Origin of the sequence: Prevotella dentasini JCM 15908 (genome assembly GCF_000614065.1) — a bacterium.
GTDB classification, from domain to species: domain Bacteria; phylum Bacteroidota; class Bacteroidia; order Bacteroidales; family Bacteroidaceae; genus Prevotella; species Prevotella dentasini.
The window spans coordinates 35,875-57,001 of the sequence record NZ_BAKG01000019.1; the positions used below are offsets into that span (position 1 = coordinate 35,875).

The following is a 21,127-nucleotide window of genomic DNA, read 5'->3' on the forward strand; positions in this document are numbered from 1 at the left end:
CCGGAGTTTCCGCTATCCCCTCCTGCGCAGCTTGGCAAGCGGCAGGTCATGATAGAGAATGTGCCCGAGGAAGAGCAGAATCAGCACCGTGTTGATGCCGAGTGCCTGCCATACTGGCAAGTGTTCGTTGGTAAGGCTCATTCCGTAGAAGAAGGCGGCAGCGATAACGGCGTAGGCCGCGATGCTCTTCAGGGGATAGTCAATGGGGTATTTCTTCTGCCCGACAATGTAGGAGAGCACCATCGCCGTGGCATTGCCGAGGAGTCCTGCCCACGCACAGGCCATATAGCCGTATCGGGGTACGAAGACAACGTTGATGCCGACGATGACTGCGCAGCCGATGCCGGAGAAATAGGCACCCCAAATGGTCTTGTCGATGAGCTTGTACCAAAAGCTGAGGTTGAAGTAGATGCCCGTCATGATGCCTCCGGCCATCACTATCGGTACGACACGCAGACCGGCCCAGTAATCGCGTCCGATGATGTGGCGCAGCACGTCCATGTATCCCATGACGACGAGAAAGGCGAAGAGCGTGAAGATAATGAAGAACTTCATCGCCCGGGCGTAGGTTTCCTTGTTGTCCTTGTCGCGCGATTTTCCAAAGACGAAAGGCTCGTAGGCATAGCGGAACGCCTGTGTTATCATCGACATAATCATGGCTATCTTGCTCGCTGCACCGAAAATGCCGAGCTGGGTATGGGCATCGCTGTTCTTGTATAGGTAGGGAAAGAGAATGAAGCCGGCTGTCTGGTTCAGTATTCCGGCAATGCCGAGTATGAGAATCGGCCACGAATAGGAAAGCATCTTCCCGATCAGTCCCGACTGATACCGCTTGCCGCCGGGGAAAAATCCTTCTTTCAGTTCCTTCCAGAAGCAGAAGGTGATGATGGAAGTGCAGGCTAAGTTGATGTAGAAGGCATAGCCGACCTCCGTGCCGCCCATGAAGAGGTAGTAAACGAGATTAAGCGCAATGTTCAGGGCAATGAAAAGGAGCTTAAAGGCTGCAAACTTGATGGGGCGTTTCTTGTAACGCAGATAGGCGAAAGGGATGCACTGAAAGGCATCAATGGCCACGGTAACGAACATGACCCATACGTATGACGGATGCTCGGAGTAGCCCATGAAGTCGCAGATGGGTTGCAGGAAGGTGAAAACCAGCGCAATGAAGACGAGAGACGAAATGCCCACCATCGAGAGAACGGTGGAATAGACCACCTTTGGGTCCTGATCGGCGCGGTTGGCATAGCGGAAGAAAGTCGTCTCCATGCCGTATGTGAGGATAATCAGCAGCAGGGCGGTATAGGCATAGAGGTTGGTAATGACACCATACCCACCGCTCGCAGCACTGATTTTAGCTGTATAGAGCGGCACGAGAAGATAGTTCAGAAATCTTCCGACGATACTGCTCATACCGTAAATGGCGGTATCTTTTGCCAATGATTTTAAGTTTGCCATTGTTTTATCGTTGTTGCACTTATTAAGTCGGCAGGACCTGCAGGCCCCGTCGTCCTTATTCTCTAAAAGAAAATGTAGCAGACGGCTATTGCCGCTATGACACCGGCGAGGTCGGCAAGCAGTCCGCAGGCGACAGCGTGGCGCGTGTACTTGATGCTCACGCTGCCGAAGTAGACCGCAAGTATGTAGAAGGTGGTGTCGGTAGAGCCTTGGAAGATGCAGCTGAGGCGGCCTGCGAACGAGTCGGGGCCGTAGTTCTTCATCGCCTCAAGCATCAGGCCACGTGCACCGCTGCCCGACAGGGGCTTCATAAAGGCGGTGGGAAGTGCCCCGACAAAGTCGGTGCTGAATCCGCACTGCTCCACGCACCACTGGATGCTCCTGATAAGCAGGTCCATCGCGCCCGAAGCACGGAACACGCCGACTGCAACGAGGATGGCAACCAGATATGGAATAATGCGCACAGCGGTGGTAAAACCCTCTTTGGCACCCTCAATGAAGGCATCGTACACGTTTACCCGGTGGATGAGTCCGGCACTTATGAAGACGACAATGATGGACATGAGTATCAGATTCGACGCAACCGATGTTACGGTTGCCATTGTCTCCTTGTCCAACTGTCCGAATCCCCAAATGACAATGCCCACGAAAGCTGCCATTCCCACCAAGGTGGCGAGCAGGACGGGCTGAAAGACATTGATGCGCTGCCATACCGACGTGATGACGATGCCGGCAAGGGTGGCCACGGCCGTTGCGAGGAGAATGGGAATGAACACGTCTGTCGGCTGCGCTGCGCCATAGGAGCTGCGGAAGGCAAGGATGGTCGTGGGGATGATGGTCAGTCCCGATGTGTTCAGTACGAGGAACATAATCATCGGGTTGGTTGCAGTGTCCTTCCGCGTGTTGAGTTCCTGCATCTGCGTCATGGCCTTCAGGCCTGTCGGTGTGGCAGCATTGTCGAGTCCGAGCATGTTTGAGGCAATGTTCATGAAGATGGATCCCATTACGGGATGGTTCTTCGGAATGTCTGGAAACAGCTTCGTGAAGACAGGGCTAAGGAGCCGTGCCAGCACGTTGACAATCCCTGCGCGCTCTCCAATCTTCATCATGCCGAGCCAAAGAGCCAGCACTCCCGTCAGTCCCAAGGAGGTTTCGAAAGCCGTCTTCGACGAGTCGAAGGTAGCATCCACCATCTTCTGGAAAATGGCAGTATCGCCCATGAGCAGGGAGACAGTCCCGAAAGCAAAGGCTATGAGGAAAAACGCTATCCAAATATAGTTGAGTACCATATTCTTGTACGGTGTTCGTTGCTTATTGATACAATAGTTCGCAAAAGTAATCAAATTTGCGGAGATAGGCAATAGAAACGCGGAAAAAGGCAGGTATGGTATTCTTTTAATGTCCTGTCGGACAGTCTGCATGCACTCTGCCTCATGGAGGATGCGCCTGTCGTGCATGCAGACGTGCCGGTTCTCCTCTATTTAGAAGACAAACGCCTCACGCAGGCAAGGTTGCTTGCGTGAGGCGTTGTCGTTGGGATGTCTTTCCGATGAAATTGCCACGGATAAAAACCGTTTCGGAAAACAGGATGGCATCCGCTGTGTATTTTCTTTTCTTGTAGCAGCGGGGATGGGCGGATGCCTACTTTTTCGGTCTTCTGCGTGCCCATCCTTCCTCGCTGAAGTCGGGTTCTTCGCCTTTCAGCTTTGCTCCACCGCCTCGCATGAGTTCCTGCCAGTCGTCCTTACGGAATTTCCGCGGCATATCGAATCCGGGGTCTTCGTTCGTTCGGCGACCACGCTGACTACGGCCATCACGGCGGTTGCGGCTATCGTCGCGACGGCTACGGCCTTCGCTGCGTCCGCCACGGTCGTCGCGCTGTGTACGAGGATTGCGTCCGCCTTCCTCAGCATCGTTGCAGCGCACCTTGCGACCCTTGTATGTCAGGCCGTCAAGGGCACGCATGACGTTCTGCGCATCCTTTTCAGGCACCTCAATGTAGCTCTGCTTCTGCAGCAGGTCGATGTGTCCAACTTCCTGACGGCCGTGCACGTTCTTGTTGATAAACTGCATCACCTCGCCGGGGTAGAACCCGTCTGCCTTGCCAAGGTTGATAAAGAGTTTCCTGAATCCCTCTTCCACCTTGTGCGGACCGCGGCTCCGGCCTCCGCGGCCTTCGCCACGGGAGCTCTTGTTCTCCTGCCTGCTGCTGCGCGAGGAGGGTTTCTCTATCTCGGGTGCGTTCTTATAGTAGTCGAGGAACCGTCCGAAGGTAGCCGTAACTATCTTCTTGATGATGTCTTCCTTATCGATGAACTCAAACTGACGCTTGATGTCAGGCATATAGGTGGCTATCTGCTCCTCGTCTACGTCGGTTTTCAGAATATTGTCCATCGTCTTGAAAAGCTGCTTCTTGCATATTTCCTCCGGGCTGGGAAGCGTTCCGTCGACAAACTCCTTGCCTATTACCTTCTCTATATTACGTACCTTGGACTTCTCGCGGCTGTGGATAATGGAGATGGATGTACCCTTCTTTCCTGCACGCCCGGTTCGTCCGGAACGGTGGGTATAGTTCTCTATGTCGTCGGGAAGTCCGTAGTTGATGACATGCGTCAGGTCGTTCACGTCCAGACCACGGGCAGCCACGTCGGTAGCGACAAGGAGCTGGGTGAGGTGCGAGCGGAATTTCTGCATCGTCAGGTCGCGCTGCTGCTGCGAGAGGTCGCCATGCAGGGCCTCAGCGTTGTACCCGTCCTTGATGAGCTTGTCGGCAATTTCCTGAGTCTCCAGCTTGGTGCGGCAGAAGATAATGCCGTAAATCTTGGGATAGAAGTCTACTATTCGTTTCAGGGCAAGGTACTTGTCGCGCGCGTTGACCATGTAATAGACATGGTTGACGTTCTCCGCGCCCTCGTTGCGCGAGCCTACCACAATTTCCTTATAGTCGTGCAGGTAGCCCTGTGCCACGCGTTCCACCTCCTTGCTCATCGTTGCCGAGAAGAGGAGTGTGTTACGGTCTTCGGGCACACCCGTAAGAATCTCGGTGATGCTGTCCTGAAATCCCATGTTGAGCATTTCGTCTGCCTCGTCGAACACGACGTTGTAGACGTTCTCAAGTTTCGCCTTGCCACGGTGCATGAGGTCAATGAGACGGCCCGGTGTGGCTACGATAATCTGCACACCGTGGCGGAGCTGACGTATTTGCGTCTCAATGGATGCACCACCGTAGACGGCTGCGATATGCAGATGGGGAATGTACTTGCCGAAATCGTTAAGGTCGTCGGCTATCTGGAGGCAAAGCTCACGTGTAGGACTGAGAACAATCGCCTGTGTCTCCTTGCTCGACGTGTCGATACGCTGAATAAGGGGAATACCGAAAGCCGCCGTCTTGCCCGTACCGGTCTGTGCCAGTGCGATGACGTCGTTTCTGTTGCCAAGCAAATAAGGGATTACCTCTTCCTGAACGGGCATGGGCTGCTCAAAGCCCATTTCACTGATGGCGCGGCGAATCTCTTCGCTGACGCCCAATTCTTCAAATGTCTTCAAATTCGTTTGTTTATAATGAATACCTGTCGAAAAGGAATCGGCCACCAAACGAACCCACTGAAAGACACTCGCCTGCCCACGACTTCAAACAGCCGCGCACAAACTCTCAGGTGGCAATTTCCTTTTTCGGCGTGCAAAGGTACGGAAGAGATGTGGGACAAGCAAATAAATGAGTCTATAAATTAAACATTTTTAGAAGATTAACTAAATGGCGGGGCTTTCTCCCTCATCCCTTTCAGCGGTATGGAAGCTACGGCAAGTGCCCGGGAATACGCCTCAGACGGCATGCAGCCTGTCTGCCTTCTTCTGTCTGCTTCGGACAGACACGGGGTCTGTCCCTACATTTTCACCTGCCATACGAAAGCGATTCGGACCTAAAAACCATCCCTTGTGTATCTTTTGCCTGCCCTACAGGCGAAGAGCAACCAACCCGTAGGGACAGGCCCCGTGCCTGTCCGCCTTGCCCGGTTCGTATATACGGGAGCACATGTCCCTGTAGGAGAGGTGCATATTTCATTATTTTCCACAATCTCCGACTCCCTTTCCGCCCTTCACAGACACGGAATAGAACGATAATAGGTAAATTCTTGGTAATCAGTGATATACAAACAAGAAAACGAAAGTGCCGCTTTCACCATACGAGCAAGCCCGTTTCACGTTGCCAAAGTGCCGTTTTCACCAAGCGAATAGGCAAAAACGAGTATGCCTTTACAAAGACGCCACGTCCTTATCTCCCCAGACGCTCCCGGCAATACAGATTTTCTCTCCGTATCATTCGGCAACTGGCTTGAATGAAAAACGGCCGTCTTCACTATTCTGCACAAAAAAAGCACCCCGCAATCACTGCGAGATGCTGAACCACATTAATACCTTTACTCTTAAAGTTTTTTCCTTTTTACTAACTCAAATAATTAATCTTAATAACGACTATTTGTCTATTGACTGGGCAAAGATAGGCAAAAAAATTGAATAAACAAAAGAAATCGGACAAAAAAACTCACAATTTCGTTGATATGCGCACACAGACCGACCATCAGCCTATAACCTTTTCATCCTGACAGACGGGAACGGCAACAAAACCGGCAAATGGCAACAAATGCGACAAATCGAAACGCTGACTTGCATGGCACGGCATTTGCATACAATAAAACGAGACAGCCCACGTTAGAAATGGACTATTCCAACAGATGGTAACAACAAAGGAGAATAACAAAAACATCGTATAGTGAGAGCAAACATAGAACGCACGGGGAAAAAGAGGGTCGTCATCGTAGGAGGAGGACTGGGAGGTCTGGAACTGACATTCAGTCTTCTCGGAGCCGGCTATCAGGTTGTATTGGTCGACAAGAACAATTACCACCAGTTTCCGCCCCTTATCTATCAGGTGGCATCGGGGGGACTGGAGCCAAGCAGCATATCTTTCCCCTTCCGAAGGCTGTTTCAAGGCAACAAGGACTTTTTCTTCCGAATGGCAGAGGCCGAGTCGGTGGACACACGGGAAAAGATACTCCGCACCTCCATCGGAACCATTCAGTACGATTATCTCGTCCTTGCAGCAGGGGCAAAGACCAACTTTTTCGGCAACAAGCATATTGAGTCGACAACTCTCCCGATGAAGACCGTATCGCAGGCCATGCACCTCCGCAACACCATCTTGCAGAATCTGGAGAAAGCCGAAGTAGAGGACGACCCCGAACGCAAGCAGGCTCTGATGAACGTGGTGGTCGTCGGAGGAGGAGCATCGGGCGTGGAGATAGCCGGAGCCATTGCGGAGATGAAGATAAACATCATTGCCCGCGACTACCCCGACCTCGACTCGTCGCAGATGCACATCTATCTCGTCAACGCGGGCGACCGGCTTCTTGCCGGCATGGACCCGCGCTCGTCGGCCCGTGCCGAAAGAGACCTGAAGCGGCTGCACGTACATGTAAGGCAGCCGCAGTTCGCTACAGACTACAGGGACGGCGTCTTGGAGACCAGTGCCGGACTCAGAATACCTGCCGCGACGGTCATCTGGGTCAGCGGAATCTGTGCCAACCACATCGGCGGAGTCCCGGCAGAGAGCTTGGGACACGGCGGACGCCTCCTGACCGACCGCTTCTGCCGCGTCAAAGGACTGGAAGGAGTATATGCCATAGGCGACCAGAGCCTCGTAGAGGGCGACGGAGAATATCCTCTCGGGCATCCCCAACTCGCACAGGTAGCCATGCAGCAGGCCAAGACCGTCGCGGACAATCTCCGCCGACAACTGAAGGGTGAAGCCCCGAAGCCGTTCAAATACAAGAATCTCGGCACTATGGCGACCATCGGACGAAACCACGCCGTTGCCGAAATAGCCGGACGGAAGTTCGGCGGATTCCTTGCATGGGTACTATGGCTCGTCGTTCATCTCCGCTCCATACTCGGAGTGAAGAACAAGGCTTCATTCTTCTGAACTGGATATGGAACTATATCAACTACAAGCAGAGTCTGCGGCTGATTCTGAAAGCATCCGGCAAAGAAGCGGCAGAGCGGTCTCCCTCCTGACTTCTCCGGGAAAGGAAGGGGAATAAGACGAGGAGAGGACACGGCTATGCTTTCCTGCCATCCGGATGACACACAGAAAACGGCAGGGAACATCCCTGCCGAACTGCTTCCAAAAGCCGGAACAACATCTATAATAACATAACAACTCTCCCACCAAGCCATTCCCTCTCCTCCTTCTTCGGAGAGGAAATGGGGGAAAAGACTTACAGACAATGAAAATAGCCATCTATTGCTCAGCCAACAACAACATTGACCCCGACTTCTTCGCCATGACCGAGGAGCTGGGACGATGGATAGGCAAGGAGAACCATACCGTAGTATTCGGCGGATGCAATGCCGGGCTGATGGAAAGTATCGCCCGAAGCACCCAAGAGGCAGGCGGCAGGACCATCGGAGTAGTCCCGCAGATTATCGAACAAGGGGGACGCAGGAGCGACTATGCGGACATTGACATCCCCTGCGACAACCTTTCCGACCGCAAGGACATCATGATGGCGCAGGCAGACGTCTTCGTAGCCCTGCCCGGAGGTATCGGTACGCTCGACGAGGTCTTCACGGCCGCTGCCTCGGCTACCATCGGCTACCACCGAAAGCGCGTCATTCTCTACAACATGAAGGGATTCTGGAACTCGCTCATCGCCCTGATGGACGACCTGCAACAGCGCGGCTTCATCCGTGGCGACTATCACCGCCACATTGAGATAGCCAACTCGCTGGACGGGCTGAAGGAATTACTGAAGGGAGAAGAATAGAAAAAAGGGCTTTGGGGCCGTGCTGCAAGGAACATGAAAGCACAGAAAAGTCCCGGTACTTCCTCTCCCTCCCTGCCAAAAAAGGCCGGACAAGGACACAGGGGAAGTCCCGGAACCGTACATACCTTCCTTTCGGAGAGGCGGGGGGACTCTATCCGCCCGTTACCGCGCTGCCATGAAGTAGCTGGTACCTGCCTGCACGCTCCTCAACTCGAAGAGACCCGATGCGTCGGGAGTAACATCAACGGTCAGACCATTGTTCAGGAAAGCCTTGATAGTGCCGTCCCCATTGAAGTGGATGAGCTTGGTCTCCTTTCCTTCAGCGTTGATGTACCAGTTGTTCTCAGCCTTGTTGTACGTGAGGAAGTAGACTTCACCGTCCGGCTTCGTCACCTGATAACCGTTCTCCAAGTACTTCACGGCATACATAAGCCCGTCGTCGCCTTTTATGCTGCGGGTCTTGCCTACCCGGTTGGCTACGGGGTTGTCGCCGGTCCAGAACTCTATTGAGTTCAAAACCAAGGCATCGGCAATAGTACAGAAAGCATAGGCAGGAGAGATGACGAGGAAGAGAATCTCATTGAGAATCTTCGAATCGGTTGCAGTCTTGTTCCACTTTGCCAATTTGTTAAACAAGGCAAATGAGCCAACGCACGAACTCATTGCCAAAGAGGCTGCCAAGAGACAGGCAGCAATCTGAATACCTTTCTTTTTCATATAAAACCAGATTTTAAAACATATAACTCTGCACAAAAGTAGCAATTATTTCACAAAACCATATCTATTTACCATTTTTTATTTCATTTTGTAATCTTATCACCTCTACGCCACCTTTCATCTGCCTTCTTTCCACAGAAACATTGCCAATTCTACCTCACGGCAAACTATAGTAGACCGGTCGGCGGTTCTTTTCATTCAGGCTCTGATAATCAGCACATTACGGAGGTTGTCAGAACAACCCACAAAAAAGACGACGCAAACAGGAAGAAACGGGAAAGAAAAGACAGATACAGAAGGCCGATATGTTAATTTTAGTTTTCAAGAAAGCAGACTTGCAAAAGAGATTCCCCCGGTCTTCCCTGCCTCATCCGGCTGTTCTTGCCACCGCAACTCCCCTCCCCGGCCTTCCCCTGCTCCTACGCCGACAGGCAAAAAGGGTATGATAAGGACAAGAAAAAACATTACAAAGACCATAGCTCTTTTCCTTTTCCGCCACCAGAAGAGGAAGAAAGCCGCCCAATCCCAACAGCCTTGATAATCAAGATATTGCAGAACGCATCTCAAAAGTGTCGTACCGGCTACGCGAAAGTGCCGTTCCGGCTCCGCCAAACAGGCCTTGCGACAGAACGAAAATGCCACTTTGGCCACGCGAACACGGCACAACGACAGGATGCAGGGGGAAACATAGGCAAAACATCTTTACAAACAGCCGCCTCCTCCACGGCCGCTTGCCGTTTCAGCCGTCCCTATACAATCCGTCCGGCAATGCTGACGGGGGCGTTCCTCTGATGGCAGGCGGATACGAAAGCAATCCGTCACGTCCCGGCAGAAGCCTCTGCCGCGGGTAGCAAGAAGGCGGACAAAACGAAGAATCAGCCTCTTCCACCCGTCAGCCACCCTGCGACGACAGGCAGGAAACGACGGAGAAGAAGGTAGGGAAGGACGATCAGGAGAGTGAGCAGCACCGGGCAAAGCAGATAGACTGCCAACACCCCGAAGCTGCCGGAGGGAGAAAGCCAGCCTGCCTTGAGCAGATAGACGACAGCCCCCAACGGAAGCGTATGACCGGCAAAGATAAAAAACGAAGCTCGGTAAGGGTCTGAAAGACCGGCGAGGGCAGCTGTCCCTTGGCACGGCGACGCTCTATGCGTCTGGTAGCGAATGACACGATGCCGATTATCAGCGAGGCATACATCAGATTCGGCAGATTCTTCTGGCAAAAATAGAAGGACAGGAGCACGCCAACCCACAGGGCAGGCCGGAAGAGAACGGCTATCGACAGCCTGTTGATGCCGAAATAAGCCCCGAAGGCAAAGAAAAGGAGTCCCTGAAAACTGATTCCGGGCAGCTCGGGTGCCCATCTGAGGGCATAGAGCAGGGCCATCAGCACAACGGGGGCAATCTCTCTGCGGAACGAAGAAAGCCATCTGACGGCAACGTAGACCAACGGCGACAGAACGGAAACGGCCATCAGGTCGCGGACAAACCACAGGGGGATGTCCAGCGGAGCCGCTATGCCGCCCTGACCACCGATGAGGCTGATGTCCCAAAAGGCCAGCAGCCAGTCGGCAAGGCCGAAATCGGCTACCGGACGGCTGACGGCCGATGTCCAGCCGGGACGCAGCGTCTCGCCGAGACAGAGAACAAGGAGGAAGAGAGCGTTCCACAAGAGATACGGAACGAGCAGGGAGCGGACACGGCTGCGGAGCTTCCGAAGATAGAGCGCACGGGAAAACTCCCCCTCACGGAAGAAAAGGAGACCGCTCAGAAAGAAGAAGAAAGGATTGGCAAGAGGGGCCAGCGTTCCCGAAACAAAGCCGATGAAGGTCCGGACAGACAATTCGGCATCGCCCAACGACAGGGAGGGGCATGCCAGCAGCGCACCGTCCCATGCCTGCGAAATGCCCTTGAAGTCGGAATGAATCAGCAGTACCAATACCACCAGCGGATAGCGCAGGGCGGAAATGACCTGCGACTGCATGTCGGCGGTATTCATTCGGATAATCATATTCGGGATAACGGTAAAAAAAAGACCTTGCCGGACAAGTCAGGTCCGCCCGGACTGCCCGGCAAAGCCATGATGGGTGATTGCTGCAGGGCCTGCCTATTCGGTCAAAAGTCTGGCAGCCATCTCTCGGCCGAGCCGCTGACATTCCTCCTTCTTTTCGGGAGTGAGTGCCTGCTTCATCTCCACCGGCTCGCCCACCGGCTCAAAGTGCAGCCGCTTTTCGTTCCATTCGCCGATGGCGGCAACGGCCTTGCCTGCCCACGAGTAAGAGCCGAACCAGCCGATGAGGTGATTCTTGATGTCGCGGTTGGCTATCTCGGAGAGGAGCACGTCCATCTCGTGGTACAGGCCCGTGTTATAGGTAGGCGCGCGACTATCAATCCACGGAAGCGGAAGATGTCGCGGAGGATGTAGCTGTGGTGCGTCTTCGACACATTGTACATGGCGATGTTCTTGACTCCTGCCAGCGATGCCGCCCGTGCTATCTGCTCGGCCATGCGCTCAGTGTTGCCGTACATCGTGCCATAGCAGATGACGAGTCCCGGCTCGGTCTCGTACTTCGACATCTGGTCGTACATGCCCGCTACCTTCTCCACATACTTGTTCCATACAGGGCCATGCGTAGAGCAGATATAGTCGAAATGTATGCCTGCCAGCTTCTTCAGCGCGTTCTGAACGGGCGTTCCGTACTTGCCGACGATGTTGGAATAATAGCGCACCATCTCCATCCAGCACCAGTCGGTATTGATTTCGCGGTCAATGATGCCGCCGTTCAGTGCCCCGAAACTGCCGAATCCGTCGCCCGAGAAGAGCACGCTCTCCTTGCCTTGGTAGAGCGTCATCATCGTTTCGGGCCAGTGCACCATCGGCGTCATGAAGAACTGGAGAGAGTGCTGCCCCAAAGAGAGCGTCTCGCCGTTCTTCATTTCCATCGTATTCTCCTTGATGCCATAGAATCCCGACATCATGTCGAAGGTCTTCTTATTGCCCACTACCTGAATCTCGGGGTAGTATTTCTTCAGCAGAGCCAGTCCGCCGGAGTGGTCAGGCTCCATGTGGTTGATGACGAGATAATCAATCTTGCGGTCGCCCAGCACCTCGTGGATGTTCTCGATGAACTGCACGAAGAAGTCGACCTCGACGGTGTCAATAAGGCAGACCTTCTCGTCGACGATGAGATAGGAGTTGTAGCTGACACCGTTCGGCAACGGCCAGAGTCCTTCAAAAAGCGACTTGTTGCGGTCGTTGACGCCTACATAGTAAACATTGTTGGTTATTTCTATCATTTTGGTTGTTGTTATTGTTTCTCCTTTTTGCGGAATCTCCCTGTCGGTAGGTGGGGTTCACGGGCCTGTCCGTGCCTGCACGCCCCTAAAGGCTTTTCCCTGCGCGTTCGCCAAACTCCCTGCTGACGTAGTTGAAAATGTCCTTGCAACATTCGGCAGCGAACTCCAAGCCGCTCGCAATGAGCCTGTCCCACTGCCGTTCGGTCAGCCCGTGCTCCAAATCTGCCCGGGTGATGCCCTCTTTCAGCATCCCGAAGATGAAGCCGGCATTGAAATTGTCGCCTGCCCCGATGGTGCTGACGGTATGGGTGTTGCCTACGGGATAGGCCTTCCTGAAGCCGTTCTCTCCCCGGACCTCCACCGGCTCTGCCCCGCGGGTATAGATGAACCGCCTGCAATAGAAGGAAATCTCAGAGTCGTAGACCTTATCGGCACCTTCCTTCCTGTAGAGCGTGGCGAAATCCTCCTCGCTTCCGCGCACGATGTCGGCATAGTCGAGATTCTCCAGCAGGTTGGGCGTTATCCTGATGACCTCGTCACGGTGTACGGGCCGGTAGTTCACGTCGTAGTAGATGATGGCTCTGCGCTGACGGGCATAGTCGAGCAGGCCGGCGACCTGCTGACGGATGACGGGATTGACGGCATAGAAAGAGCCGAAAAGCACGATGTCGTCGGGCTGAATGTCGGGGAGCGAGAACTCAAGCTTGTCGTGCGGATGGTCTTTGTAAAAGATATATTCCGCCTCGTTCCTGTCGTTCAGGAACGCAAGAGAGACGGGCGACTTCGACCCGGGAAAGGAGCTGACGCTGTCGGCATTGACCCCGTTTGCCCTGAGAAAGTCTACCACGTAGTCGCCCACCCTGTCGTGGCCTGCCTCTGAAATGAGGGAGGCATTGACGCCGCAGCGGCCCAACGACGTGAGGGCATTGAACGTGGAGCCACCCGGTACCGCCTCCACGGGCCTGTTGTTCTTGAAAATGATGTCGAGTACCGTCTCGCCAATTCCTATTACCTTGCTCATGCTTGTCTGAGATGATGCCGTCCGCCCCCTGCCTAATCCGTACGGGGCCACGGCCGTGCCTGTCCGTAAACCCTGTTTTACGCCTACGGACGTGCAAATATAGCATAAATCGGGCAATATTCAAAAAGAAAATCTGTAATTTTGCAGCCATGACACAATATAACACAGCTACCCTCGGCAACGGCCTGCGCATCATTGCCCTGCCCTCTGCGTCGCCCGTGGTCTACTGCGGCTACCAGATTAACGCGGGAACAGCCGACGAGCAGCCGGCCGAGGAGGGTATGGCGCACTTCTGCGAGCACGTTACCTTTAAGGGAACGAGCCGGCGGACGGCACTCGACGTCATCAACAGCCTTGAGAAAGTGGGCGGAGAACTCAACGCATTCACCACCAAGACCGACACGGTATATTACTCCGCCATTCTGAAAGACTACCTGCCGCTCGCCGTCGACCTGCTGACGGACATTGTTTTCCACAGCATTTATCCGCAGAAGGAGATAGAGAAGGAGGTGGAAGTCATCTGCGACGAGATAGAATCCTATAACGACAGCCCTGCCGAGCTGATATACGACGAGTTCGAAAACCTTCTCTTCGACGGGCATCCGCTCGGGCACAACATACTCGGAAAGGCAGAACGTGTACGCCGTTTCACGACTTCGGACGCCCTCGGCTTCGCACGCCGGCACTACCGCCCCGGCAATTCCGTCTTCTTTGCATACGGCGACATCGACTTCGGCGAGCTAATCTCGCTCCTCGAAAAGCAGACGGGCAGCCGACGGGCAGCATCTTCCTCCGACACAGACGGGCCTCGGCAGGCCGTCAACAGCCCGCTGCCCGTCCTCACCGAATACCGTCCCCAGACGATTACCGTAGACAAGCAGACTCATCAGGCACACGTCATGGTGGGCAACCGGGCCTACAGCATACACGACAAACGGCGCATGCCGCTCTACCTGCTCAACAACATCTTGGGCGGACCCGGGCTGAGCGCGCGCCTCAACCTGTCGCTCCGCGAACGCCGCGGACTCGTCTACACCGTCGAAAGCACCATGGTCAGCTACGGCAGTACGGGCCTCTGGAGCATCTATTTCGGCTGCGACACCAGAGACATAGAGGAATGTCGCATGCTTGTCAGGGCTGAGCTCGACCGCTTCGTCAGAACGCCCCTTACCCCGGAAGAGCTTGCCACCGCCAAGAGCCAGATAAAGGGACAAATAGGAATCGCCTGCGACAACCGGGAGAACTTCGCCCTCGACTTCGGCAAGAGCTTCCTCCACTATGGCTGGGAAAAGGACATTACGAGCCTTTACCGCAATATCGACTCCATCACGGCCGGAGAAATACAGGCCGTTGCCAAGGAACTGTTTGTCCAAGAACGCCTGACAACCCTCATCTACCGGTAAAGACAAACCACTCATCAGAACTTCGCGCATAGCCCTGTAGGCCGTACAAGAATGTACAGCCTGCCATACACGTTGCCATAATCTTTATACAAGCGTGTATAATCAACTATACAAACGTGTATAGCTCGTTATACAGGCGTGTATAAAACCATCATGCCAAGGAACACGGAATAGCCGTATGAACGAGGCGAGACATGCCCTCCTCCTCTTGCCTACATGCTACCAGCCCCCGGCAACTGCCGGACGACGACCCGGCTGCGGTCTAACCCCGGTGACAGAATGGCAGAAAGACTGTCCGGCAACGCCATTCCACCATATCGGGAAAAGCAGGAAGGGACAGGCGGCATCGCCTGTCCCTTCCCCCGGAATATCAAAACACAACCTACTGCATGTTGTAGGTGTGCACGCTCGAACCCTGCGCGGAGGGCAGATAGTTGATGCCCCACCAGCACATCTGCAAGAGACAGAAGGCAACGATGAGCGTCCAGAGGGCCGGCTTCAGGTCTTTCGGCCTGTGCTGACGGTAGTGCACGTAAACGAGGTAGGCCAGCCAAGTAATCGCGGCCCACGTTTCCTTCGGGTCCCAGCTCCAGTAGTGTCCCCACGCCTCCTTGGCCCAGAGTGCCCCCATGAGCATGCCGAGGGTCATAAACGCCAGTCCCACGTAGGTGAGGTTGTCGGTAATGTCCGCCTCCTTGTCCGTTGCCTCACCCTTCTTGAAGAACAGCAGGTAGACCGACATGACCATCGCAGCTCCCAAGAGGCGTAGGCCATCATGTAGACAATGACATGCGGGGCAAACCAAGGGCTTTGCAGGGCCGGCATCAGGGTCTTGGAATGTATCTCGGGCTTGAGAATGTTGATGCAGACAAAGACGGTTGCCAGTATCGACGAGAAACTCAGAATCCACCTGTAACGCCAGCGGCTGTACACAATAATGCCCGATAAGGCAGGAAGAAGCTATACCAAAGGCGCGTCTCTCCCATCGTGCGGAGCGGCGGACGTTCCAACGATACCCACATCATCACGATGTAGGCAAAGAATACCGCCAACCCGATGCCCGTTGACGCAAAGGCCAGCACGCGCCTCTCTTTCCATGCCGCAAAAGCACCGACCGCCCAGAGCACTACCGACACGGCGGCAAACACGATAAAATAACTCCAACTCATTCTGCTACCTCCTCTCTCTTCTTACGGCCCGCTGTGAGAAACATCCCGACGCACCGGCCAACAACATGAATATTCCCACATAAACGGCAGGCAGCCAAGGGTCTGTAACAAGCTCGAAGACACTCACATTGCTCCACTTGCCCATCTGTTCGTTGTAACTGAGCTGATATATCTTCCATCCGGTAATGCTATAAGGCTTGTTGACCTCTATTTCGGTGCGGACATTTTGCCCGTCCTGCGTGTAGATGTCTACCAGTGAGGCGTAGCGGCGCGGTTCGCGGTTGGGCATAGCCACCGTATGGTCGTCGTCAAGCTGCAGCCCCTGATAGGGGAACATGTAGCTTCCGCACGACACCCAACCTTCCTTGACGACACTGCCCTGCGTCGCTCTGACGTAGAGGCACAGGCCGAACCGGGCATGCTGCTTTTGATGAAGCCGCCCTTATTGCGTGCCATGCCGAGCGAATCCATGCGGATGTTTGCCATCATGCCCCCGGGCATCTTGCCGACCATCCGGCTCAGCTCCGCCGGCATGGCGTCGTTGATGCGCTTGATGACCCGGATGTCCCAGCCTGCAAGCTGTCCCGACCTGAACCCCTCTTCTATTACAAGGTTCTCCGGCTTCTTGACGGGCTGCGGAATCCCCCTGCCGTCAACCATCATCAGCTTGGGCGGATATTCGTCAATGGTGAACTGCTCCAACTGGATGGCCACGGGTAACTGGTGGACACCGCTCCACGCATCGAGTCCGTGCCACTCCGGCTTGCCCTGTTCGCAATACATCTTCAGCCGCTGCATGTCCGCGCTGCCGAGCGTGCCGCAGGTAAGAACCATAAACAGCCCGAGATGGCTGACAAACGACGGCACCCTGCGCCACGAGAAACGCGCAACCTGACGGATGGTAACTTCGCCCACGATAGCCGTCATCCATACATAGACGAGGATGAAGGGCCAGAAATTAAGCATCTTGGTGATGCCTACGGAATCGGCAGGCGACTTGCCCTCCGGCACCTGACGGGCAAGCCCCATGACGATGGTGAGCAGCGCAGCCAGTGCAATGGCCGGTACGGCAGCCTGCATCGTCGCCATAAACCGGCAGAAATAAACATGATTGCGCAGCATCCATACTGCAAGCAGAGCTGCAACAAACGCAGCCAGCACGACTATGTTGGCAGGCCACGTGAAGATTCCCCATTCCAAGGGGCCGACAGCAATCTGAAGGACAAGCCCGGTGAGCATCAGCCGACAGCGATGGCAGTTCCTTCTTTCAACGAATAAGGTTTGTTCCACATAACTTCCATGAGCTTTTGACAGCTTGTTTACTTTCCCGTTGCGGTGCAAGGCAATGGGAGCGCAGGATTCGTCCCCGCTCCCGTCGTCCGTCATATTTTTGCGTTGTCGCTTCCAGCCTTCCCGGCTGACGGCACCGATTGTTGTCTATTATCCATTATCTATCCCGCTACATGGGCTTGGCGACGAACCGCTTGTTCTTCCGTGCCGTCTCAATCCACTTCGGAACTACGGTGTCGAGAAACTGCTTCTTCTGCTGGCGCAACTTCGGCATGTTGAGGCCGCAGTACTCGGCAGCCTTGGCGCGTGTGAAGAGGTCAGGGAGCGGAATCGTGCCGGAGAAGCCATGCTTGGCCACGACACGCGCCACCTGTAGGCGGGCGTCCTTCGCATACTCCATCGCGCTGGCCAGGAGCGCATCACCTCCTGTGGGGCATGGAAGGCGGAACCATGTCCTGCCACAGCGTAATCCCAACGCCACTGTCCTTTGCGGATGTCGTCCAAGGCCTGCTTCATTTCGTTTTCGGTAGCTCCCTTCTCCCAAGCGAACTTCGCCTCAATGTGCGCGTATGCCAATTCCTTCTCCACGCGTGTACGGAACTCGTAAATCTTCTGCTGACGCTCGTACACATTCTGGCGCAGGGTCTCCGCATCCTGACGGTGGCAGGTCTGGCAAGTACGGTTGATATTTGCCAGCGGACTCATGATGTGATGATCGGTATATTTCACGCCACCCTCGGAGATGTAAGGCATGTGGCAGTCTGCACAGGAGACTCCGCGCTGCCCGTGGATTCCCTGCTTGAAAAGCTCATAGCCGGGATGCTGCGCCTTGAGTATCTTCGCCTTGGAAAGAGGGTTGATATAGTCGTAGAAGCCGATGCTGTCGTAGTATTCCTCGGCAGCTTCGCAGGTGAGTCCCCTCTCCTGTGGGAAATGGAGATAGTTGCCGTTCTCCTTCTCGAAGTAGTATTCGGTATGGCACTGGGCGCAGACAAGGCTGCGCATCTCCTGATGGCCGGCCTTCCTAACATCCTTTCCCACGCGGGCCCACGCCTCGTAGAGAGCCGGCCGGGCCGGGCGAAGATCCATCGTGCGTGCATCGTGGCAATCGGAGCAGCCGACGCTGTTCATCACCTGATTGCCCCAGTCGCTCCATTTGGCGGCATAGAACTTGTCCGTTCCCTTCTCGCGCATCAGCCGCGGTATGTCCGGCCCCTTGCAGGTCCAGCACGTTCCCGGCTGCAAGTCGTCCTGACCGTCTACGCCCGGACTGCCGGTACGGAGAATCTTGCGCAGGTCTTCAACGCAGTGGCGATGCCCGCGGGGAGTATTGTACTCTCTGGAGAAGGCGTAGCCATTCCAGAGTATCACCATCTCCGGACGCTCCTCAAGCACGTCTTTCTCCTGCGAGCCATTGTATTTACTTTCGAAGGTGGTATCTTCGGTCATCGTCCACGACTGATATTCGCGTGGGAAGTCCTCGGCGAACTTCTCGTTCTGCGACACGATGGAATCAGTCATCTGTGTACGGCGGTTGTTGAAGACACTTGCTACCTCTGCCCGACGCTCCAGCAATGAGGAACAGAGCAGACCCAATACGAAGACAACGACCATTGCTCCGCCGAAGAGGAGCCAGCCTTGCCATTTTTTCAATTGCTTTGCCATATTATAGAATTAGGATTTCTGAGTGAGAAATGAGGAATTAATCCCCGGAAGAATTATGATTTGTGGGTGATGAACGATGGCTTTACCGCAGGTTCGGCACCGCCTCTTGCCCCAACATCGTCTGCAACCAGTGGGGAACGGGACTCGACGGCATCGGCTCTACGAACTCTGCACCCGGCGTAGCCGACAGGGAGTTCATGCCGCCGTGGGGAACATTGCGGTGGCAATCCCAACAGGCCTTTCCCTCGCCCCGCTGTGCCATCATATAATCTATGCGTCCCGTCTTGACAAACTCGGTGTTGAGCTGCGTGTGGCAGCGGATGCAGTTGTCCATAATCACCTCCGACGACGCCTCCTCTGCCATGATGGCCTGCCGCTCGCTGTGGGTAACAAAGTAAGCAACGTGCTTCATTCCGTCCTTTCCCTTGAAGAGATAATGCGACGCAATGTTGTCGTTGGGCACATGGCAGTCGTTGCAGGTCGCATCGCGTCCGTGGGAGGAATGGCTCCATGTGGCGTAGTAAGGCGACATAATGTGGCAGTTGATACATGCCTTCGGGTCGTCGCCTATTATATAGGTGTGCATCCTCAGCAGATACATGAACAATCCTCCCAAACCGACCACGATACCGACGAGCGTTATCAGGGCCGCTTTCTGACGGTAGCTGAGTGCGCTTTTGAAAGCGAGCCACTTGTCCTTTATCCATGAAAATATCTTGCGCAAACACATAGGCTTTTAGTTGATTCCGCTGCAAATATACTAAATAACGGCGAGAATCTTGTAAAGAAATCAGAAAAACATCCTCATTTATGATGATGTTTCTTTATTTTATACGCGAGTTCGGGATAAGAAAGTACAATTTCAGGCGTAATAGACATTTGGTAGGCTGGATTATCCAGCCTACTTTTTGTATTGAGTAACCCGTCAATAAATTTCTTCTTATTAATATCATTCAACCCGTTGTGATTTAATAATGCCCTTTTGATGTGTGCGTTAAATCCTTCCAAACGGTTTGTCGTATAATGTTCAGTTCAGGATGTTCCTCATAGGTAAAAACCATTTGAGATGCGTTCTTATAGCTCGTCTTGCTGTTCTTAGCCTTCTATGGGTATAGGTGGTTTTCCCGGAAACCAATACCGTTCTTTCATTGAGAAAATCTTCCCAGTCCTCACACCACTTGTTAAACAGCGATATAAACTCATTTTTCTTCATCGGGAACATACTCTGTACTAACTTCAGCAACTCTATACCGGCTGACAGATGTGGGTCTTTCGTGAGTAACCTCCTGATTATCTGTAACTGATGGAACTGGTACATCTGTGCAGGACAGGAGTTTATAGCTTGCAAGAGTCCTGTGTGTCCGTCACATACGACTGACTTTATTTCTGTTCCAAACTCTTCTATATGGTTGAGTCCGTCAAGATAATCCCTGTTCGTTTCATTCCTGACATATTTTCGATGAAGTATCTTTCCGGATTCCTCATCCATAAACAGCATAACACCAAAGCTGCGGTAGAAGTATGTCGTATCAGTGATGATGACGGCTGACTCTGGACAGACAGAATTGAAACTGTCCGCTGCCAATGCCAGATGGCGGCGTATTGTCCTCTCTGAACATTTGTGGATAACAGCCGGTTCTGAAACCGTCCGTCTATCAGTCAGATATTCGTTCCAAAGGGTTATGTCTCTAATGCGCTTTCCCCCTTGGAATTGCTCATCACAGTCCCGGCAATAATACATTTGGAAGCCACGCCGATGACCGTTCTTTTTAACATTTGAGCCGTTCCAGCATATACAGTTTTTATTCATAGGTTTTCAAATGCTGCAAAGGTAATAAATGAAGGATATTCAGAAGGTTTCAGCCTACCAAATGTCCATTACGCCCCAAGAGACAGAAATCTGGATGAAGAGGCAAAGGCTTGCAGTCGCCCTTGACAAGCGGTGCAAGCCTTTGCTTCTATGCCCTGAAGGGCTGTTTGAGTCTACAGGGCCTTTCCCTGAAGGAGATAGTGCCCCGTTCTTATCTCACCGTCAGTTTGCTGACAGCTCCGTCGCTCATCCTTACAAGGTTCAGGCCCTTCTGCCGTGCGTTCTGTTGCCGGCCGTCAACGGAATATACGGAAACGGGCTGCCCTCCTGACCGGCAGCTTTATTTTACTTTCAAGTCCCATCCGACAGTCTCTTCTTTCATGGCGCCGGTCTCTTCGGTTATATTAATCTCCTTGGGCGCAGGGCCCTCTGCCGAAATGTTTATATTGGTCATGGTATTGCGCTTCAAGGTAATC

General features: G+C 53.8%; 10 protein-coding genes and 6 pseudogenes. 4 read left to right on the top strand and 12 right to left on the bottom strand.

Annotation, left to right across the window (positions count from 1 at the left end):
- Positions 1–12 precede the first annotated feature (12 nt).
- The 3 genes from JCM15908_RS09725 to JCM15908_RS09740 all read right to left on the bottom strand — a co-directional run bounded on the left by JCM15908_RS09725 (position 13) and on the right by JCM15908_RS09740 (position 5,001).
- Positions 13–1,455 (bottom strand): lipopolysaccharide biosynthesis protein, encoded by a 1,443-nt coding sequence (locus JCM15908_RS09725; RefSeq protein ID WP_025003189.1) that lies wholly within the window; start codon positions 1,453–1,455, stop codon positions 13–15.
- Positions 1,456–1,517: 62 nt separating this feature from the next.
- On the bottom strand, positions 1,518–2,744 hold the full coding sequence (locus JCM15908_RS09730; RefSeq protein WP_025003190.1) for a spore maturation protein: 1,227 nt from the start codon (positions 2,742–2,744) through the stop codon (positions 1,518–1,520).
- A 352-nt stretch (positions 2,745–3,096) separates the two neighbouring features.
- A complete protein-coding gene (locus tag JCM15908_RS09740) occupies positions 3,097–5,001 on the bottom strand; it encodes a DEAD/DEAH box helicase (RefSeq protein WP_025003191.1) in 1,905 nt (634 codons plus the stop codon).
- Between the two features lie 1,225 nt (positions 5,002–6,226).
- On the opposite strand from JCM15908_RS09740, the pseudogene JCM15908_RS13565 reads away from it, so the two are divergent.
- Positions 6,227–7,527 (top strand): annotated as a pseudogene (locus JCM15908_RS13565) (NAD(P)/FAD-dependent oxidoreductase).
- A gap of 212 nt (positions 7,528–7,739) precedes the next feature.
- Positions 7,740–8,279 carry an LOG family protein gene (locus JCM15908_RS09760; protein ID WP_025003192.1) on the top strand — a complete coding sequence of 180 codons (540 nt, stop codon included), beginning with the start codon at positions 7,740–7,742 and terminating at the stop codon, positions 8,277–8,279.
- 162 nt (positions 8,280–8,441) lie between these two features.
- On the opposite strand, the gene JCM15908_RS09765 is transcribed toward JCM15908_RS09760, so the two are convergent.
- From JCM15908_RS09765 to JCM15908_RS09785, 4 genes and pseudogenes are all read right to left on the bottom strand, one after another.
- Positions 8,442–8,996 carry a DUF3332 domain-containing protein gene (locus JCM15908_RS09765; RefSeq protein ID WP_025003193.1) on the bottom strand — a complete coding sequence of 185 codons (555 nt, stop codon included), beginning with the start codon at positions 8,994–8,996 and terminating at the stop codon, positions 8,442–8,444.
- A gap of 949 nt (positions 8,997–9,945) precedes the next feature.
- Positions 9,946–11,007: an acyltransferase family protein gene (locus JCM15908_RS13570; RefSeq protein WP_234396437.1), complete on the bottom strand. Its 1,062-nt coding sequence runs from the start codon at positions 11,005–11,007 to the stop codon at positions 9,946–9,948.
- Positions 11,008–11,103: 96 nt separating this feature from the next.
- Positions 11,104–12,293, bottom strand: a pseudogene (locus JCM15908_RS13575) (FprA family A-type flavoprotein).
- A gap of 85 nt (positions 12,294–12,378) precedes the next feature.
- Positions 12,379–13,314 (bottom strand): carbohydrate kinase family protein, encoded by a 936-nt coding sequence (locus JCM15908_RS09785; protein WP_025003195.1) that lies wholly within the window; start codon positions 13,312–13,314, stop codon positions 12,379–12,381.
- A gap of 149 nt (positions 13,315–13,463) precedes the next feature.
- Here JCM15908_RS09785 and JCM15908_RS09790 point away from each other — a divergent pair, with 149 nt between their 5' ends.
- Positions 13,464–14,717 carry a M16 family metallopeptidase gene (locus tag JCM15908_RS09790; RefSeq protein WP_025003196.1) on the top strand — a complete coding sequence of 418 codons (1,254 nt, stop codon included), beginning with the start codon at positions 13,464–13,466 and terminating at the stop codon, positions 14,715–14,717.
- A gap of 382 nt (positions 14,718–15,099) precedes the next feature.
- On the opposite strand, the pseudogene ccsA reads toward JCM15908_RS09790, so the two are convergent.
- The 5 genes and pseudogenes from ccsA to JCM15908_RS13595 all read right to left on the bottom strand — a co-directional run.
- Positions 15,100–15,886 (bottom strand): annotated as a pseudogene (gene ccsA / locus JCM15908_RS13580) (cytochrome c biogenesis protein CcsA).
- Positions 15,883–17,178: pseudogene (locus JCM15908_RS13585) on the bottom strand (cytochrome c biogenesis ResB family protein). Before JCM15908_RS13585 ends, ccsA begins: the two co-directional pseudogenes overlap by 4 nt.
- A 167-nt stretch (positions 17,179–17,345) precedes the next feature.
- Positions 17,346–18,841: pseudogene (nrfA, locus tag JCM15908_RS13590) on the bottom strand (ammonia-forming cytochrome c nitrite reductase).
- Between the two features lie 82 nt (positions 18,842–18,923).
- The gene (nrfH, locus tag JCM15908_RS09810) at positions 18,924–19,571 is read right to left on the bottom strand and encodes a cytochrome c nitrite reductase small subunit (protein ID WP_025003197.1); all 648 of its coding nucleotides are present in this window, start codon (positions 19,569–19,571) and stop codon (positions 18,924–18,926) included.
- Between the two features lie 176 nt (positions 19,572–19,747).
- A pseudogene (locus JCM15908_RS13595) lies at positions 19,748–20,582 on the bottom strand (IS256 family transposase, variant Zn-binding type); the annotation flags it as partial.
- 97 nt (positions 20,583–20,679) lie between these two features.
- Here JCM15908_RS13595 and JCM15908_RS14845 point away from each other — a divergent pair.
- Positions 20,680–20,982, top strand: a complete 303-nt coding sequence (locus JCM15908_RS14845) for a hypothetical protein (RefSeq protein WP_025003198.1) — start codon at positions 20,680–20,682, stop codon at positions 20,980–20,982.
- The last annotated feature ends 145 nt before the right edge of the window (positions 20,983–21,127 follow it).